At 68.8% G+C, this 15954-nt stretch carries 15 protein-coding genes; all 15 read left to right on the top strand.

Annotated elements, in window-relative coordinates; translation table 11 throughout:
- Positions 1-341: 341 nt before the first annotated feature.
- A complete protein-coding gene (gene rho / locus ACFW9O_RS29340; protein ID WP_384613478.1) occupies positions 342-2417 on the top strand; it encodes a transcription termination factor Rho in 2076 nt (691 codons plus the stop codon).
- A gap of 157 nt (positions 2418-2574) precedes the next feature.
- The gene (locus ACFW9O_RS29345) at positions 2575-4296 is read left to right on the top strand and encodes a trypsin-like serine protease (RefSeq protein WP_384613480.1); all 1722 of its coding nucleotides are present in this window, start codon (positions 2575-2577) and stop codon (positions 4294-4296) included.
- A gap of 182 nt (positions 4297-4478) precedes the next feature.
- Positions 4479-5582: an LCP family protein gene (locus ACFW9O_RS29350; RefSeq protein ID WP_384613482.1), complete on the top strand. Its 1104-nt coding sequence runs from the start codon at positions 4479-4481 to the stop codon at positions 5580-5582.
- A 178-nt stretch (positions 5583-5760) separates the two neighbouring features.
- Entirely contained in the window at positions 5761-5985 is a 225-nt protein-coding gene (rpmE, locus tag ACFW9O_RS29355) for a 50S ribosomal protein L31 (protein WP_328905900.1), read from the top strand.
- Between the two features lie 158 nt (positions 5986-6143).
- A complete protein-coding gene (prfA, locus tag ACFW9O_RS29360) occupies positions 6144-7220 on the top strand; it encodes a peptide chain release factor 1 (RefSeq protein ID WP_384613484.1) in 1077 nt (358 codons plus the stop codon).
- A 42-nt stretch (positions 7221-7262) separates the two neighbouring features.
- Complete coding sequence (gene prmC / locus ACFW9O_RS29365) at positions 7263-8108, top strand: peptide chain release factor N(5)-glutamine methyltransferase (protein WP_351165906.1); 846 nt, start codon at positions 7263-7265, stop codon at positions 8106-8108.
- A 67-nt stretch (positions 8109-8175) separates the two neighbouring features.
- Positions 8176-8823, top strand: coding sequence for an L-threonylcarbamoyladenylate synthase (locus ACFW9O_RS29370; protein WP_329207325.1), 648 nt, complete (start codon positions 8176-8178; stop codon positions 8821-8823).
- Positions 8820-9461, top strand: a complete 642-nt coding sequence (locus ACFW9O_RS29375) for a protein-tyrosine-phosphatase (protein ID WP_351165903.1) — start codon at positions 8820-8822, stop codon at positions 9459-9461. The genes ACFW9O_RS29370 and ACFW9O_RS29375 overlap by 4 nt, the downstream gene beginning before the upstream one ends.
- Before the next feature lie 192 nt (positions 9462-9653).
- Positions 9654-10934 carry a serine hydroxymethyltransferase gene (glyA, locus tag ACFW9O_RS29380; RefSeq protein WP_351165901.1) on the top strand — a complete coding sequence of 427 codons (1281 nt, stop codon included), beginning with the start codon at positions 9654-9656 and terminating at the stop codon, positions 10932-10934.
- 84 nt (positions 10935-11018) lie between these two features.
- Positions 11019-12404 (top strand): MraY family glycosyltransferase, encoded by a 1386-nt coding sequence (locus tag ACFW9O_RS29385; RefSeq protein ID WP_384613488.1) that lies wholly within the window; start codon positions 11019-11021, stop codon positions 12402-12404.
- A gap of 265 nt (positions 12405-12669) precedes the next feature.
- Entirely contained in the window at positions 12670-13107 is a 438-nt protein-coding gene (locus tag ACFW9O_RS29390) for a hypothetical protein (protein ID WP_384613490.1), read from the top strand.
- 225 nt (positions 13108-13332) lie between these two features.
- On the top strand, positions 13333-14154 hold the full coding sequence (gene atpB / locus ACFW9O_RS29395) for a F0F1 ATP synthase subunit A (protein ID WP_384613492.1): 822 nt from the start codon (positions 13333-13335) through the stop codon (positions 14152-14154).
- 71 nt (positions 14155-14225) lie between these two features.
- The gene (locus ACFW9O_RS29400; protein ID WP_005311859.1) at positions 14226-14465 is read left to right on the top strand and encodes an ATP synthase subunit C; all 240 of its coding nucleotides are present in this window, start codon (positions 14226-14228) and stop codon (positions 14463-14465) included.
- A gap of 37 nt (positions 14466-14502) precedes the next feature.
- Positions 14503-15048 carry a F0F1 ATP synthase subunit B gene (locus tag ACFW9O_RS29405; protein ID WP_351165893.1) on the top strand — a complete coding sequence of 182 codons (546 nt, stop codon included), beginning with the start codon at positions 14503-14505 and terminating at the stop codon, positions 15046-15048.
- Positions 15045-15860 carry a F0F1 ATP synthase subunit delta gene (locus tag ACFW9O_RS29410; RefSeq protein WP_351165891.1) on the top strand — a complete coding sequence of 272 codons (816 nt, stop codon included), beginning with the start codon at positions 15045-15047 and terminating at the stop codon, positions 15858-15860. Before ACFW9O_RS29405 ends, ACFW9O_RS29410 begins: the two co-directional genes overlap by 4 nt.
- Positions 15861-15954: the final 94 nt, after the last annotated feature.

Consider the following 15954-nt stretch of genomic DNA (forward strand, 5'->3'; position numbering starts at 1 on the left):
TAGTGTTAACCTCAAGTCAGCAATCGACGTCTTTGTGGCGCGTTGCTTCGTGTCCCCCTTCGGGACCACCACTCTTCCGGGAGCCTCCCCGACTGCCTGAGCAGCCTGCCTGAGCAGTTTCGAGCACGCTCCGGAACCGGCACGACACCCTCTTGCTCGTCCAGGAGTGGGCCGAGCAGGGGGATCTCGAGCCGGAACCCCGCACATTCATCTCTCCGCCGTACCCGGCGGACCACCGCCCCGGCAAGGTCCGCGATCGAAAAGATCAACAGACCGTAGTCGGACAGCACAACCGGTCGCCGAGCCAGAAGGCCGACGTCCGCTCCAGGGAAGGACCCTTCGTGAGCGACACCACCGATCTGATGGGCGTGACTGCCGACAAGAGCGTCGACAGCTCTGCGCCCGCCGAAGGTGCTGCCACTGGCACCACCGCACGGCGCCGCCGCTCCGGCACCGGCCTCGAGGGCATGGTCCTGGCCGAGCTGCAGCAGGTCGCGTCCGGCCTCGGCATCAGGGGAACTGCGCGGATGCGCAAGAGCCAGCTGATCGAGGTCATCAAGGAGGCGCAGGCCGGGAGCTCCTCCGCACCCAAGACTTCCTCCAAGGCTGCTGCCGCCCCCGCTGCTACGGACGCCGAGAGCAAGCCCAAGCGGCGTGCCACGTCCAAGTCGCGTACGGGTGACGAGTCCGCCGCCGCGGCCGAGAAGCCCGCGGCCCAGCAGCAGATCGACATCCCCGGTCAGCCGGCCAGTGACGACCAGCCCACGGGCGAGCGTCGTCGTCGCCGGGCGACCGCGCAGGCGGGCAGCCCCGACACCAAGGGCGACGTCAAGGCCGAGGCCAGGACGGAGCCGCAGGCCGAGCCGAAGACCGAGGGCCGTCAGGACCGCGGCGACGAGCGCGGCGAGGCGAAGGGTGACGCGAAGGCCGAGTCCGCCGCCGACACCGCCGAGGGCCGCCGCGGCGACCGCCAGGACCGCGGCCAGCGCGGTGAGCGTGGCGAGCGCGGTGACCGCCGTGACCGCCAGCGCGACCGGCGCGGCAAGGGCGACGACCAGGGCCAGCAGGGCGGCGGTCAGCGCCGTCAGGGTCAGGGCCAGAGCCAGAGCCAGGGCCAGGGTGGTCAGGGCCAGAGCCAGGGCCAGCAGGGCGGCGGCGGTCAGCAGGACGACGCCTACGACGACGAGGGCGGCCGGCGTGGCCGTCGGGGCCGTTACCGCGACCGCCGTGGCCGTCGTGGCCGCGACGACTTCGCGACCGACGTCCAGGTGGCCGACGACGACGTCCTGATCCCTGTCGCGGGCATCCTGGACATCCTCGACAACTACGCGTTCATCAGGACCTCCGGCTACCTGCCGGGACCGAACGACGTGTACGTCTCGCTCGCCCAGGTCCGCAAGAACGGCCTGCGCAAGGGTGACCACGTCACCGGTGCGGTGCGCCAGCCCAAGGACGGCGAGCGCCGCGAGAAGTTCAACGCGCTCGTCCGCCTCGACTCGGTGAACGGCATGGCGCCCGAGAGCGGCCGCGGCCGTCCCGAGTTCCAGAAGCTGACCCCGCTGTACCCGCAGGACAGGCTCCGTCTGGAGACCGACTCCAACGTCCTGACCACCCGGATCATCGACCTGGTCGCCCCGATCGGCAAGGGCCAGCGAGGCCTGATCGTGGCCCCGCCGAAGACCGGTAAGACCATGATCCTGCAGGCCATCGCCAACGCGATCACGGTCAACAGTCCCGAGTGCCACCTGATGGTCGTCCTCGTCGACGAGCGTCCGGAAGAGGTCACGGACATGCAGCGGTCGGTGAAGGGCGAGGTCATCTCCTCGACCTTCGACCGTCCCGCCGAGGACCACACCACGGTCGCCGAGCTGGCCATCGAGCGCGCGAAGCGTCTCGTGGAGCTGGGTCACGACGTGGTCGTCCTGCTGGACTCGATCACCCGTCTGGGCCGTGCGTACAACCTGGCGGCGCCCGCCTCGGGCCGCATCCTGTCCGGTGGTGTCGACTCGACCGCGCTGTACCCGCCGAAGCGCTTCTTCGGTGCCGCGCGGAACATCGAGGACGGCGGTTCGCTGACGATCCTGGCCACCGCGCTCGTCGAGACCGGCTCGCGCATGGACGAGGTGATCTTCGAGGAGTTCAAGGGCACCGGCAACATGGAGCTCAAGCTCGACCGGAAGCTCTCGGACAAGCGCATCTTCCCGGCGGTGGACGTGGACGCGTCCAGCACCCGTAAGGAAGAGATCCTGCTCGGCAGCGACGAGCTGGCGGTTGTCTGGAAGCTGCGCCGGGTGCTGCACGCACTCGACCAGCAGCAGGCGATCGAGCTTCTCCTGGACCGCATGAAGAAGACGCAGTCCAACGCGGAGTTCCTGCTCCAGATCCAGAAGACCACGCCCGGCAACGGGAATGACTGACTGAACACCTGAATCAGGACAGTTCAACCACCCCTGGAATCCGCCTCGTTACTTCGGTGACGGGGCGGATTTCTACGTGTAATATCAACGGGCCGTCACTCTCCCCCCACAAACGGCACAAATTCTTCGAATGCCCTTGAACAAACGGGAGACTTGCGTGCGCATATCGCGTCATGCCGGACCGGTACGAAAGCTTCGCAGACTGATAGCCACCGGCGCAGCGACGCTGGCACTGATCGGTGGCGGTCTGGTGGTAAATGCCCAGGCCGACGATGGCGGCGAAAGGTTCCTGCCGCCCAAGGGCGCCGATGTGGTCAGCCCGCAGAAGGCGTCCTCGCGCATCATCGGCGGCACCAGCACAGCATTCACCAGTGCGCCCTGGATGGTCCAGCTCCTCTTCGAGTTCGACAACGACGGTCTGTACTACTTCACTTGTGGCGGCACGCTTGTCGCGCCCAACAAGGTGATGACGGCGGCGCATTGCGTGACCGACGAAAACGGCAATGCGCTGAACATGGTCGGGCAGGGTCTCGTGCTCGCCGGAACGGCCAAGCTCGGCGGCGGCCCCAACGACGAGGGCACCGCGGTCAGCATTACCCGCTCCTATTTCGCGGGTACGTACAACGCGGACGCCATCGACAATGATGTCGCCCTCCTGACGCTCTCCAAGCCGCTGTCGTACACGCCGGCCCAGCCCGCCTCGTACGGCGACAACGCGCGCTACACCGCGGGCACCGTCGCCACCACGTACGGCTGGGGAATGACCGGCTCCGACTGGGACAACTCGACGTTGTCGGACACGCTGATGCGTCTCGACCAGCCGCTGCGTTCGGACGCCGAGTGCTCCGAGAACCTCGACACCGCCGTCAACATCCCCGGTGCATACAAGCCCGGCCACATGATCTGCGCGGGCGTGGGCGGAACCGGCAACGACAGCACGGGCAAGGGCACATGCCCCGGTGACTCGGGCAGCCCGATGTTCGTCTCGGGTCGCGTCATCGGCATCACCTCCTGGGGTGTCGCCAGCGACTTCGAGGCCTGCAACATGCAGGGCACGTACGACGTCTACACCAAGGTCGCGACGTACTACCGTTCGATCCAGCCCCGGATCGACGACACCAGCTTCAGCCGTGACCACCGTGCGGACCTGTTCGCCCGGACCACCGGCGCCACCGGTTACACCTTCAACTCCACCGGCGAGAAGCTGGCCGCGCGCACGACCTTCGCCGGCTCGTACAGCGCGTACAACCTGATCGTGCAGACGGACATCAACCGCGACGGTTACGAGGACCTGATCGCCCGTGAGTCCGCGACGGGCGACGTGTACTGGCTGCACCGCTCCGCGACCAGCTCGACCTACGCGAAGACGAAGATGTTCAGCGGCTGGAAGACCGTGCGGGCGATCGTCGCCCCGGGTGACGTCAACAACGACGGCAAGGGCGACGTCCTGGCCGTCACCTCGGCCGGCGACCTGATGGTGTACCCGAGCTACGGCAACGGCAAGTTCAACACCGCGGTCAAGGCGGCGGCCGGATACCAGGTCTACAACCAGGTCCGCGGCCACGGTGACTTCACCTACGACGGCAAGAACGACCTGCTCCTGCGCCGCGGCGGCGACAACGACCTGTACCTCGCCAAGGGCACCGGCAAGTCCACCGCCCCGTTCGAGACCCCGGTCAAGGTCCGCAGCAACTGGTCCGCCTACAACCTCCTGGTCACGCCGGGTGACGTCAACGGCGACGCCAAGTCCGACCTCGTGGCGCGCTCCACCGCGGGCGACCTGTACCTCCTCAAGGGGACGGGTCAGGCCACCTCGGAGATCTTCGCCACACAGGTGAAGCTCGGAACCGGCTGGAACAGCTACTACACCGTCGGCTGAAACCCCAGGTGAGCGCCGGGTGACCGGACAGCCGCCCACCCTTGCTGTGGCCCCCGTCCCCGGACGGGGGCCACAGCTCGTTGTGCAACGCTTCTCGCTGCTCCGGCGTCCCACCGAGTGACGCCGGACCGTGCCGGTGAGTCACGGCAGGGGGTAGCAGCGAGCAACAACGAGGGAGCCGTATGAGCGAGCAGAGCAGGAGCGCCGGCCGAATACGTGGCACCGGCAGCCGCCGCAGGAAACCCTCGCGGGGCCGCCGGGTGAAGACCGTGGCGCTGTGGACCGCCGCAGCGGTGGTCGTGGCCGGAGGATCCGGGCTCGGTTACGCGTACTTCACGCTCAACGGCAACCTCAAGGGCGTCAACATCAACGCCGCACTCGGTACGCAGCGCCCCGACGACGTGGACAACGGTTCGCAGGACATCCTGGTGCTGGGATCGGACTCCCGCTCCGGCGCGAACTCCGGGTACGGCGCCGACGAAGGCTCCGCGCGGGCGGACACCGCGATGATCGTCCACGTCAACGAGGGGCACACCTCCGCGAGCGTGGTCTCGGTCCCGCGGGACACCCTCGTCGACCGTCCCGCCTGCACGAGCGACACGACCGGGAAGCAGGTCGGCGCGGAGCACGGGACGATGTTCAACTCCGCCTACCAGGTCGGCGGACCCGCCTGCGCGGTGAAGACCGTCGAGTCGATGTCGGGCATCCGCATGGACCACTACGTCGAGGTCGACTTCACCGGGTTCAAGAAGCTCGTCGACGAGCTCGGCGGCGTCAGGATCACCACCTCGCAGGCGATCGACGACCCCGACAGCCATCTCGCGCTGAAGCCCGGTGCGCACACCCTGAGCGGGGAGCAGTCGCTCGGCCTCGTCCGTACGCGCCACGACGTCGGCGACGGCAGCGACCTGGGCCGCATCCAGCTCCAGCAGGCCTTCGTGAAGGCGCTGATGGACCAGGCGAAGAGCGTCGGGGTGTTCTCGAACCCCAAGACGCTCTTCGGCCTCGCCGACACCGCGACGAAGGCCGTCACCACCGACTCGGAGCTGGCGTCGGTCAAGAAGCTCACGGGCTTCGCGAACGGACTGAAGGGCCTCGGCTCCGAAAACGTCCACATGGTCACGCTGCCCGTCGAGTACGACCCGGCCGACCCGAACCGTGTGCTGCCGCAGGAGAAGGCGGACCAACAGGTGTGGGCGGCCCTCAAGCAGGACCTGCCGATCCCCGCGTCCGCCCTCGCGAAGTCGGCCGGCGACAAGGGCGAAGCGGGAGACGTCGTACGGTAACGGCGCTTTCCGTCACCGGCCGGTCGCGGAGTGTTCCCGGAAAGCGTGGGGAATATGCGCGGCCGGTCCTCCGTTTTGGGAGATACGGCCGGTCCTGGCAGACTGGTACGTCGGCCCCGGTTCACGGACGCGCAATCCGCGCGTACGACCCGGCGCCCTCCCGAAACTAGGAGACACCTTGAAGCGCGACATTCACCCCCAGTACGTCGAGACCCAGGTCAGCTGTACCTGCGGTGCGTCGTTCACCACCCGGAGCACCATCGACAACGGTGCGATCCGCGCCGACGTCTGCTCCGAGTGCCACCCGTTCTACACGGGCAAGCAGAAGATCCTCGACACCGGTGGCCGTGTGGCCCGCTTCGAGGCCCGCTTCGGCAAGGCTGCCGGCTCCGCCGCCAAGTAGCGAGCCATTGCGCCGGTTCCCGGCGCCCTCTTGCGGGGGCGCCGGGGCCGGCGTTTTTTCCGGCTGTGCGGTCCCGGGGCGTCCTCGGGACGCACGGCCGGCAGCACGCCGTCCAGCAGGCCCGCAGACGTATGACGCACGGAACCAGGAGCCCGAAGATGTTCGAGGCGGTCGAGGAACTGATCGGCGAACACGCCGATCTCGAGAAGAAGCTCGCCGACCCGTCGGTCCACGCCGACCAGGCCAACGCGCGCAAGCTCAACAAGCGCTACGCGGAGCTGACCCCGATCGTCTCCACGTACAGGTCCTGGAAGCGGACCGGTGACGACATCGGAACCGCCCGCGAGTTCGCCGCCGACGACCCCGACTTCGCCGCCGAGGTCAAGGTCCTGGAGAAGCAGCGCGAAGAGATCACCGAGAAGCTCCGGCTCCTCCTGGTCCCGCGCGACCCCAGCGACGACAAGGACGTGCTCCTGGAGATCAAGGCGGGCGCGGGCGGCGACGAGTCGGCCCTGTTCGCCGGCGATCTGCTGCGCATGTACCTGCGGTACGCGGAGCGCGTCGGCTGGAAGACGGAGATCATCGACTCCACCGAGTCCGAGCTCGGCGGTTACAAGGACGTCCAGGTCGCCGTGAAGACCAAGGGCGGCAACGGTGCGACCGAGCCCGGCCAGGGTGTCTGGGCCCGGATGAAGTACGAGGGCGGCGTGCACCGCGTGCAGCGCGTGCCCTCCACCGAGTCGCAGGGCCGTATCCACACCTCCGCCGCCGGTGTGCTCGTCACGCCCGAGGCGGAGGAGGTCGACGTCGAGATCCTCGCCAACGACCTGCGCATCGACGTCTACCGCTCCTCGGGACCCGGCGGCCAGTCCGTCAACACCACCGACTCCGCGGTCCGCATCACGCACCTGCCGACCGGCGTCGTCGCCTCCTGCCAGAACGAGAAGAGCCAGCTCCAGAACAAGGAGCAGGCCATGCGCATCCTGCGGTCCCGGCTGCTGGCCGCGGCCCAGGAAGCGGCCGAGCAGGAAGCCTCCGACGTCCGCCGCAGCCAGGTCCGTACCGTCGACCGGTCCGAGAAGATCCGCACGTACAACTTCCCGGAAAACCGGATCTCGGACCACCGCGTCGGCTTCAAGGCGTACAACTTGGACCAGGTGCTCGACGGCGAGCTCGACGCCGTCATCCAGGCCTGTGTGGACGCCGACTCCGCCGCCAAGCTCGCCGCCGCATAAGCTGCGCCCCGCCCCGCACGTGAACCTGTACGGAGAACCGCGATGAACCTGCTGCTCGCCGAGGTGGCCCAGGCCACCCAGCGGCTGGCCGACGCCGGTGTCCCCTCGCCGCGTTTCGATGCCGAGGAACTCGCCGCATTCGTGCACGACGTCAAGCGGGGCGAGCTGCACCATGTGCCGGACGCCGACTTCGACGCCCGCTACTGGGAGACGATCGCCCGCCGCGAGGCCCGCGAGCCGCTCCAGCACATCACCGGCCGCGCCTTCTTCCGCTACCTGGAACTCCAGGTCGGCCCCGGCGTCTTCGTGCCCCGCCCGGAGACCGAGTCGGTCGTCGGCTGGGCGATAGACGCCGTCCGCGCGATGGACGTCGTCGAACCGCTGATCGTCGACCTCTGCACGGGATCGGGCGCCATCGCCCTCGCCATGGCCCAGGAGGTGCCGCGCTCGCGCGTGCACGGCGTGGAGCTGTCCGAGGACGCCCTGCGCTGGACGCGGAAGAACGCCGAGGGGTCCAGGGTCACCGTCCACCGCGGAGACGCTCTGAGCGCCCTCCCCGAGCTCGACGGCCAGGTCGACCTGGTGATCTCCAACCCGCCGTACATCCCGCTCACCGAGTGGGAGTACGTGGCGCCCGAGGCCCGCGACCACGACCCGCAGATGGCGCTCTTCTCCGGCGAGGACGGCCTCGACACCATCCGGGGCATCGAACGCACCGCGCACCGCCTGCTGCGGCCCGGCGGTCTCGTCGTCATCGAGCACGCCGACACCCAGGGCGGCCAGGTGCCGTGGATCTTCACCGAGGAGCGGGGCTGGGCCGACGCGGCCGACCACCCCGACCTGAATAACCGGCCCCGGTTCGCCACGGCGCGCAAGGCCATGCCGTGACCACCGGGACACCGGAAGCGCACCACCCCTACCCGCCAGACCCGTACATGTCCGAGGAGGCCGGCTGATGGCACGGCGATACGACTGCAACGACGCGACCGACCGTACGACCGGCCTGCGTGAAGCCGCGTCCGCCGTCCGCCGCGGCGAACTGGTCGTGCTGCCCACGGACACCGTGTACGGGATCGGCGCGGACGCCTTCAGCTCCGAGGGCGTCGCCGATCTGCTCGACGCCAAGGGCCGTGGCCGCAACATGCCCACGCCCGTGCTGATCGGCTCCCCGAACACCCTGCACGGCCTGGTCACCGACTTCTCCGAGCAGGCGTGGGAGCTCGTCGACGCCTTCTGGCCCGGCGCCCTCACCCTCGTCGCCAAGCACCAGCCCTCACTGCAGTGGGACCTCGGCGACACCCGGGGCACCGTCGCCATCCGGATGCCGCTGCACCCGGTCGCGATCGAGCTCCTCACGGAGGTCGGCCCGATGGCCGTCTCCAGCGCCAACCTCACCGGACACCCCTCGCCCGAGGACTGCGACGCGGCCCAGGAGATGCTCGGCGACTCCGTGTCCGTCTACCTCGACGGCGGTCCGACCCCCGGCATCGTCCCGTCCTCCATCGTCGACGTCACCGGCAAGGTCCCGGTGCTGCTGCGGGCCGGCGCGCTGTCCGTCGAGGACCTCCGGAAGGTAGTACCTGACCTCGAGGTGGCCAATTGACCGCCCCTGAGGGGCGTGGCATAGCGGGGCGGCACGACACTTTCCGCATCCTCCACGTCAGCACCGGCAACGTCTGCCGCTCGCCCATCACCGAGCGGCTGACCCGCCATGCCCTGGTGGACCGCCTCGGCGATCCGCTCAGCGGCGGCCTGATCGTGGAGAGCGCGGGCACCTGGGGGCACGAAGGCGCGCCCATGGAGGCCAACGCGGAGGTCGTTCTCGCCGACTTCGGCGCCGACGCCACCGGCTTCGTCGGCCGCGAACTGCTCGACGAGCACGTGATCCGCGCCGACCTGGTCCTCACCGCCACCCGCGACCACCGCGCGCAGGTGATCTCCATGGGCCACTCGGCGGGCCTGCGGACCTTCACCCTGAAGGAGTTCACCCGGCTCGTCCGGGCGATCGACCCCGCGACGCTGCCCGACGCCCGCGAAGAGGGTGTCGTCGAGCGCGCCCGCGCACTGGTGCGCGCCGCGGCGGCGCTGCGCGGCTGGCTGCTGGCGCCCACCGCCGAGGCGGACGAGGTCTACGACCCGTACGGCGCCCCGATCACGTTCTTCCGCTCCATCGGCGACGAGATCAACCAGGCGCTCGATCCCGTGGTGACCGCGCTGACGGGCGTGCGCGACCCGCACTGACACCGCCGGGCGCCGCGGGATCCGCCCGAGCCGGCCCTCGGCCGACGGGTCCGCGGACCCTCACCGGCGGGCCCCCGGGCCCCGAGTGCGCCCGACCGGCGTACGGGGCCGCACGGCGGCAGGCAAGGGGCGCGCAGCGGGCCTACATTGGATCTGAAGCCAGCGCCCCCTTCCCAGGCCCGGAGCCGTCAGATGCCGGTCACCACTCCAGCCGCACCCGCAGCCGTGCCCCCGTCCGACACCGCGCTGCCGCAGGACTTCGGCGCGCTGGCCCGACAGGATCCGGAGATCGCCGGCATCCTCCAGGGGGAGGTCCTGCGCCAGTCGAGCACGCTGCAGCTCATCGCCGCCGAGAACTTCAGCTCACCCGCGGTCCTCGCCGCCCTCGGCTCCCCGCTCGCCAACAAGTACGCCGAGGGCTACCCCGGCGCCCGCCACCACGGCGGCTGCGAACAGGCCGACGAGGCCGAACGCGTCGCTGTCAGGCGGGCCATGTCGCTCTTCGGCGCGGAGCACGCCAACGTGCAGCCCCACTCCGGCTCCTCGGCGGTCCTGGCCGCCTACGCGGCGCTGCTGCGCCCCGGCGACGCGGTACTGGCCATGGGACTCCCGTACGGCGGGCACCTCACCCACGGCGCCCCCGGCAACTTCTCCGGCCGCTGGTTCGACTTCACCGGATACGGCGTCGACCCCGACAGCGGGCTCATCGACTACGCGCAGGTCCGCGCCCTGGCCCGCGCCCGCCGCCCCAAGGCGATCGTCTGCGGCTCCATCTCGTACCCGCGCCATCCCGACTACGAGACGTTCCGGGAGATCGCCGACGAGGTCGGTGCGTATCTGATCGCCGACGCCGCCCACCCGATGGGCCTGATCGCCGGGGGAGCGGCGCCCAGCCCCGTCCCGTACGCGGACGTGGTGTGCGCCACGACGCACAAGGTGCTGCGCGGGCCCCGCGGCGGCATGATCCTGTGCGGCGCGGAGCTGGCCGAGCGGATCGACCGCGCGGTGTTCCCGTTCACCCAGGGCGGCGCCCAGATGCACACCGTCGCGGCCAAGGCCGTCGCGTTCGGGGAGGCGGCGACCCCGGCCTTCGCGCTCTACGCCCACCAGGTGGTCGCCCATGCCCGGGTGCTCGCCGCCGGACTGGAGGCCGAGGGCTTCGAGATCACCACGGGCGGTACGGACACCCACATCGTCGTCGCCGACCCCGGCCCGCTGGGCGTCGACGGCCGCACCGCCCGGGAGCGGCTCGTCGCGGCGGGAATGGTCCTCGACACCTGCGCCCTGCCGTACGGGGACGCCCGCGGGATCCGGCTCGGTACCGCGTCCGTCACCACCCAGGGCATGGACGAGTCCGACATGGCGAGGATCGCCGCGCTGTTCGGTGCGGCCGTACGGGACGGGGCCGACGTGGAACGCCTGCGCGCCGAGGTGCGCCAACTCACAGAGCGGAATCCGCCGTACCCGGGGTAGGCGATGTCTGTGCAACCATCACCCGTACCTTGGAGTCCTTGCTCATGAGACTAGGGTGTGGGGCTGAGATGGCCGGCGAAATCTGTGGGGCAGCCCGTGCGTGATTACCTGCTGACGCTCTGTGTCACGGCCGCAGTTACCTATCTGCTGACCGGGCCGGTGCGGAAGTTCGCCATCGCGGTCGGGGCGATGCCCGCGATCCGTGCGCGCGACGTACACCGAGAACCGACACCGCGGCTCGGTGGCATCGCCATGTTCGGCGGACTGTGTGCGGGACTGATCGTCGCGGACCACCTGTTCAACCTGAACGGTGTCTTCGAGCTCTCCAACGAACCGCGTGCGCTGCTGTCCGGCGCGGCGCTGATCTGGCTGATCGGCGTCCTGGACGACAAGTTCGAGATCGACGCGCTGATCAAGCTCGGCGGACAGATGATCGCCGCGGCGGTCATGGTCATCCAGGGTCTGACGATCCTGTGGCTGCCCATCCCCGGCGTCGGCACGGTCGCCCTCACCCAGTGGCAGGGCACGCTGCTCACGGTCGCGCTCGTCGTGATCACCATCAACGCGGTCAACTTCGTCGACGGCCTGGACGGCCTCGCGGCCGGCATGGTCTGCATCGCGTCCGCGGCGTTCTTCCTGTACACCTACCGCCTCTGGTACGGGTACGGAATCGAGGCGGCGGCCCCCGCGACGCTCTTCGCCGCGATCCTGATGGGCATGTGCCTGGGCTTCCTGCCGCACAACATGCACCCGGCCAGGATCTTCATGGGCGACTCGGGATCGATGCTGATCGGCCTGGTGCTGGCCGCGGGAGCGATCTCCGTCACCGGGCAGGTCGACCCGGACGCCATGAAGCTCTTCGAGGGCAGTGAGCGGCAGGCGACCCACGCGATGCTGCCCGTCTTCATCCCGCTGCTGCTGCCGCTGACGATCATCGCGATCCCGGCCGCCGACCTGGTGCTCGCGATCGTGCGGCGCACCTGGAACGGACAGTCGCCGTTCGCGGCAGACCGCGGTCACCTGCACCACCGGCTGCTGGAGATCGGGCACTCGCACAGCAGGTCCGTGCTGATCATGTACTTCTGGTCCGCGCTGATCGCGTTCGGCGCGGTCGGCTACTCCGTGCACTCGGCGTCGCTGTGGATCGTCCTGGTGATCGTGGGCCTCAGCGCCGTGGGCTTGGTGCTCCTGCTCATGCCGCGCTTCACCCCGCGCGCACCCCGCTGGGCGGAGGCCTTCGTGCCGCCGCGCTACCGGCGCCGCGGCGCCGGCGCGGCGGAGGAGCAGGGCTCGCACACCGTTGCGGGGGAGGCCCCGAAGGACCAACAGGGGCCCGCAGGCTCGCAGATGGCCTCCGGGACCCCGGAACAGGTCCCGGTGGCGGTGGGTGTCTCCGGCGTCAACGGAGCGACCGCGGTCGGCGCCCGTTCTCGGTTCACCAGTCGTGACCGCGCCGATTCGTCGCGTTGACGATTCGGACGCCGACGCTCATTACCAGGCAATGTGCCGTGTTGTCCTGCACACACGCGCGGAGTAACTCTCATGTGTGACAGTTGGCACACTTTCCAGGTAAAGACCTCATCAAATAGTTTGTGATACCGTTCACTAAGCCCGGTGACGGAGCCGAAGGACCCTAGTGAGACGGTCCATTGGCCCGAGGCATCGACTCGGACCGGGCCTACGCTCGTCCATGACGACACCACTGCCCACCCCCTGCACAAGCGGAGTTGCCGCCATGCCGTCCAACGACGTCCGGACTCTCCTCCAGGCCGCCGTGCCCACCGCTGTCGCCGGCGCTGTCGCCGCTGCGATCAGCGCAGGCATCGCCGGTGGCAAGGGAGCCCTGGGCGCGGTCGTTGCGACGCTGGTGGTGATCCTCTTCATGGGGATCGGACTCATCGTCCTGCAACGGACCGCGAAGTCCCTGCCGCACTTGTTCCAGGCGATGGGGCTGATGCTGTATACGGCACAGCTCCTGCTGCTGTTCATTTTCGTCGCCGTGTTCAAGGACACCTCGCTGTTCAACCCGAAGGCCTTCGCGATCACGCTGGTTGCGACGACTCTCGTGTGGATCGGCGCACAGGCGCGTGCGCACATGAAGGCCAAGATCCTCTACGTCGAACCCGAGTCCAGCGAGGGTGACAAGCCCAAGAAGAAGGGCCCGTCGGCGTGAAGGGTAGGGGCGGAATAAGGGCGCTCTCCGGACCCTGCTATCGTCCGGTTTCAACTGCGGCACTGCGGGCGCGGGCATGTGAGCTGACGCCTGCTCGATCGCGAGGCTCAATGCCTGACTGCCGCTCACACATTCGTAACACCAGTCCAGTGCCGAACCGCGGCCGTGCGCCGCGCCGACACATCGAGGTTGCCGTACCTATGCGCCACGCTGAAGGAGCCCGCGGTGAGTGCTGACCCGACACAGGTGCTCGCCTTCGAGACCGATTGCCACATCTTCGACGGTTGTGGTTTCCCGGCACCCGGCTTGCACTCGTTCCTGTTCGAGCCGCTGTGGGGTGACCCGGACAGCAACTTGTACTTCAACAAGCCGATGCTGCTGGCGCTCCTCGGCTCGATCATCATCGTCGGTTTCTTCTGGGCGGCGTTCCGGAAGCCCAAGATGGTCCCCGGCAAGCTGCAGTCGATCGCGGAGATGGGCTACGACTTCATCCGTCGCGGCATCGTCTACGAGACCATCGGCAAGCGCGAGGGCGAGAAGTACGTCCCGCTGGTCGTGTCGCTGTTCTTCTTCGTCTGGATGATGAACCTCTGGTCGATCATTCCGGTCGCCCAGTTCCCCGTGACGTCGATCATCGCGTACCCGATCGTGCTGGCCCTGCTCGTGTACGTCCTGTGGGTCAGCCTGACCTTCAAGCGTCACGGTTTCGTCGGCGGGTTCAAGAACATCACCGGCTACGACAAGTCGCTCGGCCCGGTACTGCCGCTCGCCATGACCATCGAGTTCTTCTCGAACCTGCTGGTGCGGCCGTTCACGCACGCGGTCCGACTCTTCGCGAACATGTTCGCAGGCCACACGCTGCTGCTGCTGTTCACGATCGCCAGCTGGTACCTGCTCAACGGCATCGGTATCGCGTACGCAGGCGTCTCGTTCGTCATGGTCATCGTCATGACCGCGTTCGAGCTCTTCGTCCAGGCGCTGCAGGCGTACGTCTTCGTACTCCTGACCTGCACCTTCATCCAGGGCGCGCTCGCCAAGCACCACTGAGCACCGCGCACCGACCCTTATTCGTCCGGTGGCCAACCCCCATCGGTCCTTGAAAGAGAAGGAAGACTGGCATGTCCCAGACCCTCGCCGCTGTCACTGGCGACCTGAAGGCTCTCGGCTCCATCGGTTACGGCCTCGCCGCCATCGGTCCCGGCGTCGGCGTCGGCATCATCTTCGGTAACGGCACCCAGGCCCTCGCCCGCCAGCCCGAGGCCGCCGGCCTCATCCGCGCCAACCAGATCCTCGGCTTCGCCTTCTGTGAGGCGCTCGCCCTCATCGGTCTGGTCATGCCGTTCGTCTACGGCTCCTGATCTTCAGGTCTGACGAACCGAGACGAAAGGCACTGATGTGAGCCAGCTGATTACGGTCGCGGCTGAGGAGTTGGAAAACCCCCTCATCCCGCCGGTTCCAGAGCTCGTCATCGGCCTCATCGCCTTCCTCATCGTCTTCGGCTTCCTCGCCAAGAAGCTCCTCCCGAACATCAACAAGGTTCTGGACGAGCGCCGCGAGGCCATCGAAGGCGGTATCGAAAAGGCCGATGCGGCCCAGACCGAGGCCCAGAGCGTTCTTGAGCAGTACAAGGCTCAGCTCGCCGAGGCCCGCCACGAGGCCGCCCGTCTGCGCCAGGAGGCGCAGGAGCAGGGTGCCGTCATCATCCAGGAGATGAGGACGGAAGGTCAGCGGCAGCGCGAAGAGATCATCGCCGCCGGCCACGCCCAGATCGAGGCCGACCGCAAGGCCGCGGCTTCCGCGCTGCGTCAGGACGTGGGCACGCTCGCCACCGCCCTGGCCGGCAAGCTCGTCGGCGAGTCCCTCGAGGACCACGCCCGGCAGAGCGGCACCGTCGACCGTTTCCTCGACGAGCTCGAGGCGAAGGCCGAGGCTGTCCGATGAACGGAGCGAGCCGCGAGGCACTGGCTGCCGCACGTGAGCGTCTCGACGCGCTGACCGACAACACGTCGGTCGACGCGGCGAAGCTCGCCGAGGAGCTGGCAGCCGTCACCGCGCTGCTCCACCGCGAGGTATCGCTGCGCCGGGTCCTCACCGACCCGTCGCAGGGCGGCGAGGCGAAGGCCGAGCTGGCCGGACGGCTGCTGCGCGGTCAGGTGGGCGGCGAAGCCGTGGACCTGATCTCCGGCATGGTCCGGTCCCGCTGGTCGCAGTCGCGTGACCTGGTCGACTCGGTCGAGGAACTGGCGAACACCGCAGACCTCACCGCCGCCCAGCGCAGCGGCGCACTCGACGATGTCGAGGACGAGCTGTTCCGGTTCGGCCGGATCGTGGGTTCCGACAAGGGACTGCGTTCCGCGCTGACCAGCCGGACGGCGTCCACCGCCGCCAAGGGCGAGCTGCTCCGCAGCCTGCTCGGCGGCAAGGCGCAGCCCGTCACCGAGCGCATCGTCACGCGTCTCGTGACCCAGCCCCGTGGACGTAGCCTGGAAGCGGGACTCGACTCCCTGTCCAGGCTCGCCGCGGAGCGCCGGGACCGCATGGTCGCCGTCGTCACCTCGGCGGTGCCGCTGTCCGATCGCCAGAAGCAGCGCCTCGGCGCCGCCCTGGCGAAGATCTACGGCCGGCAGATGCACCTGAACCTGGACGTGGACCCCGCGGTCCTCGGCGGGATCTCGGTGCGCGTCGGTGACGAGGTCATCAACGGCACGATCGCGGAGCGCCTCGAAGAGGCCACCCGCCGGATGGCCGGCTGACAGCGAGCAGCGCAACCGCACCAACTGAACGAGCAAGAACAGCGGCCCGGTTGGGCCGTGCAGAAATTGCAGAAGATTCCTGGGGGTCGCCCCC

Origin of the sequence: Streptomyces sp. NPDC059499 (genome assembly GCF_042749285.1) — a bacterium.
GTDB lineage: Bacteria > Actinomycetota > Actinomycetes > Streptomycetales > Streptomycetaceae > Streptomyces.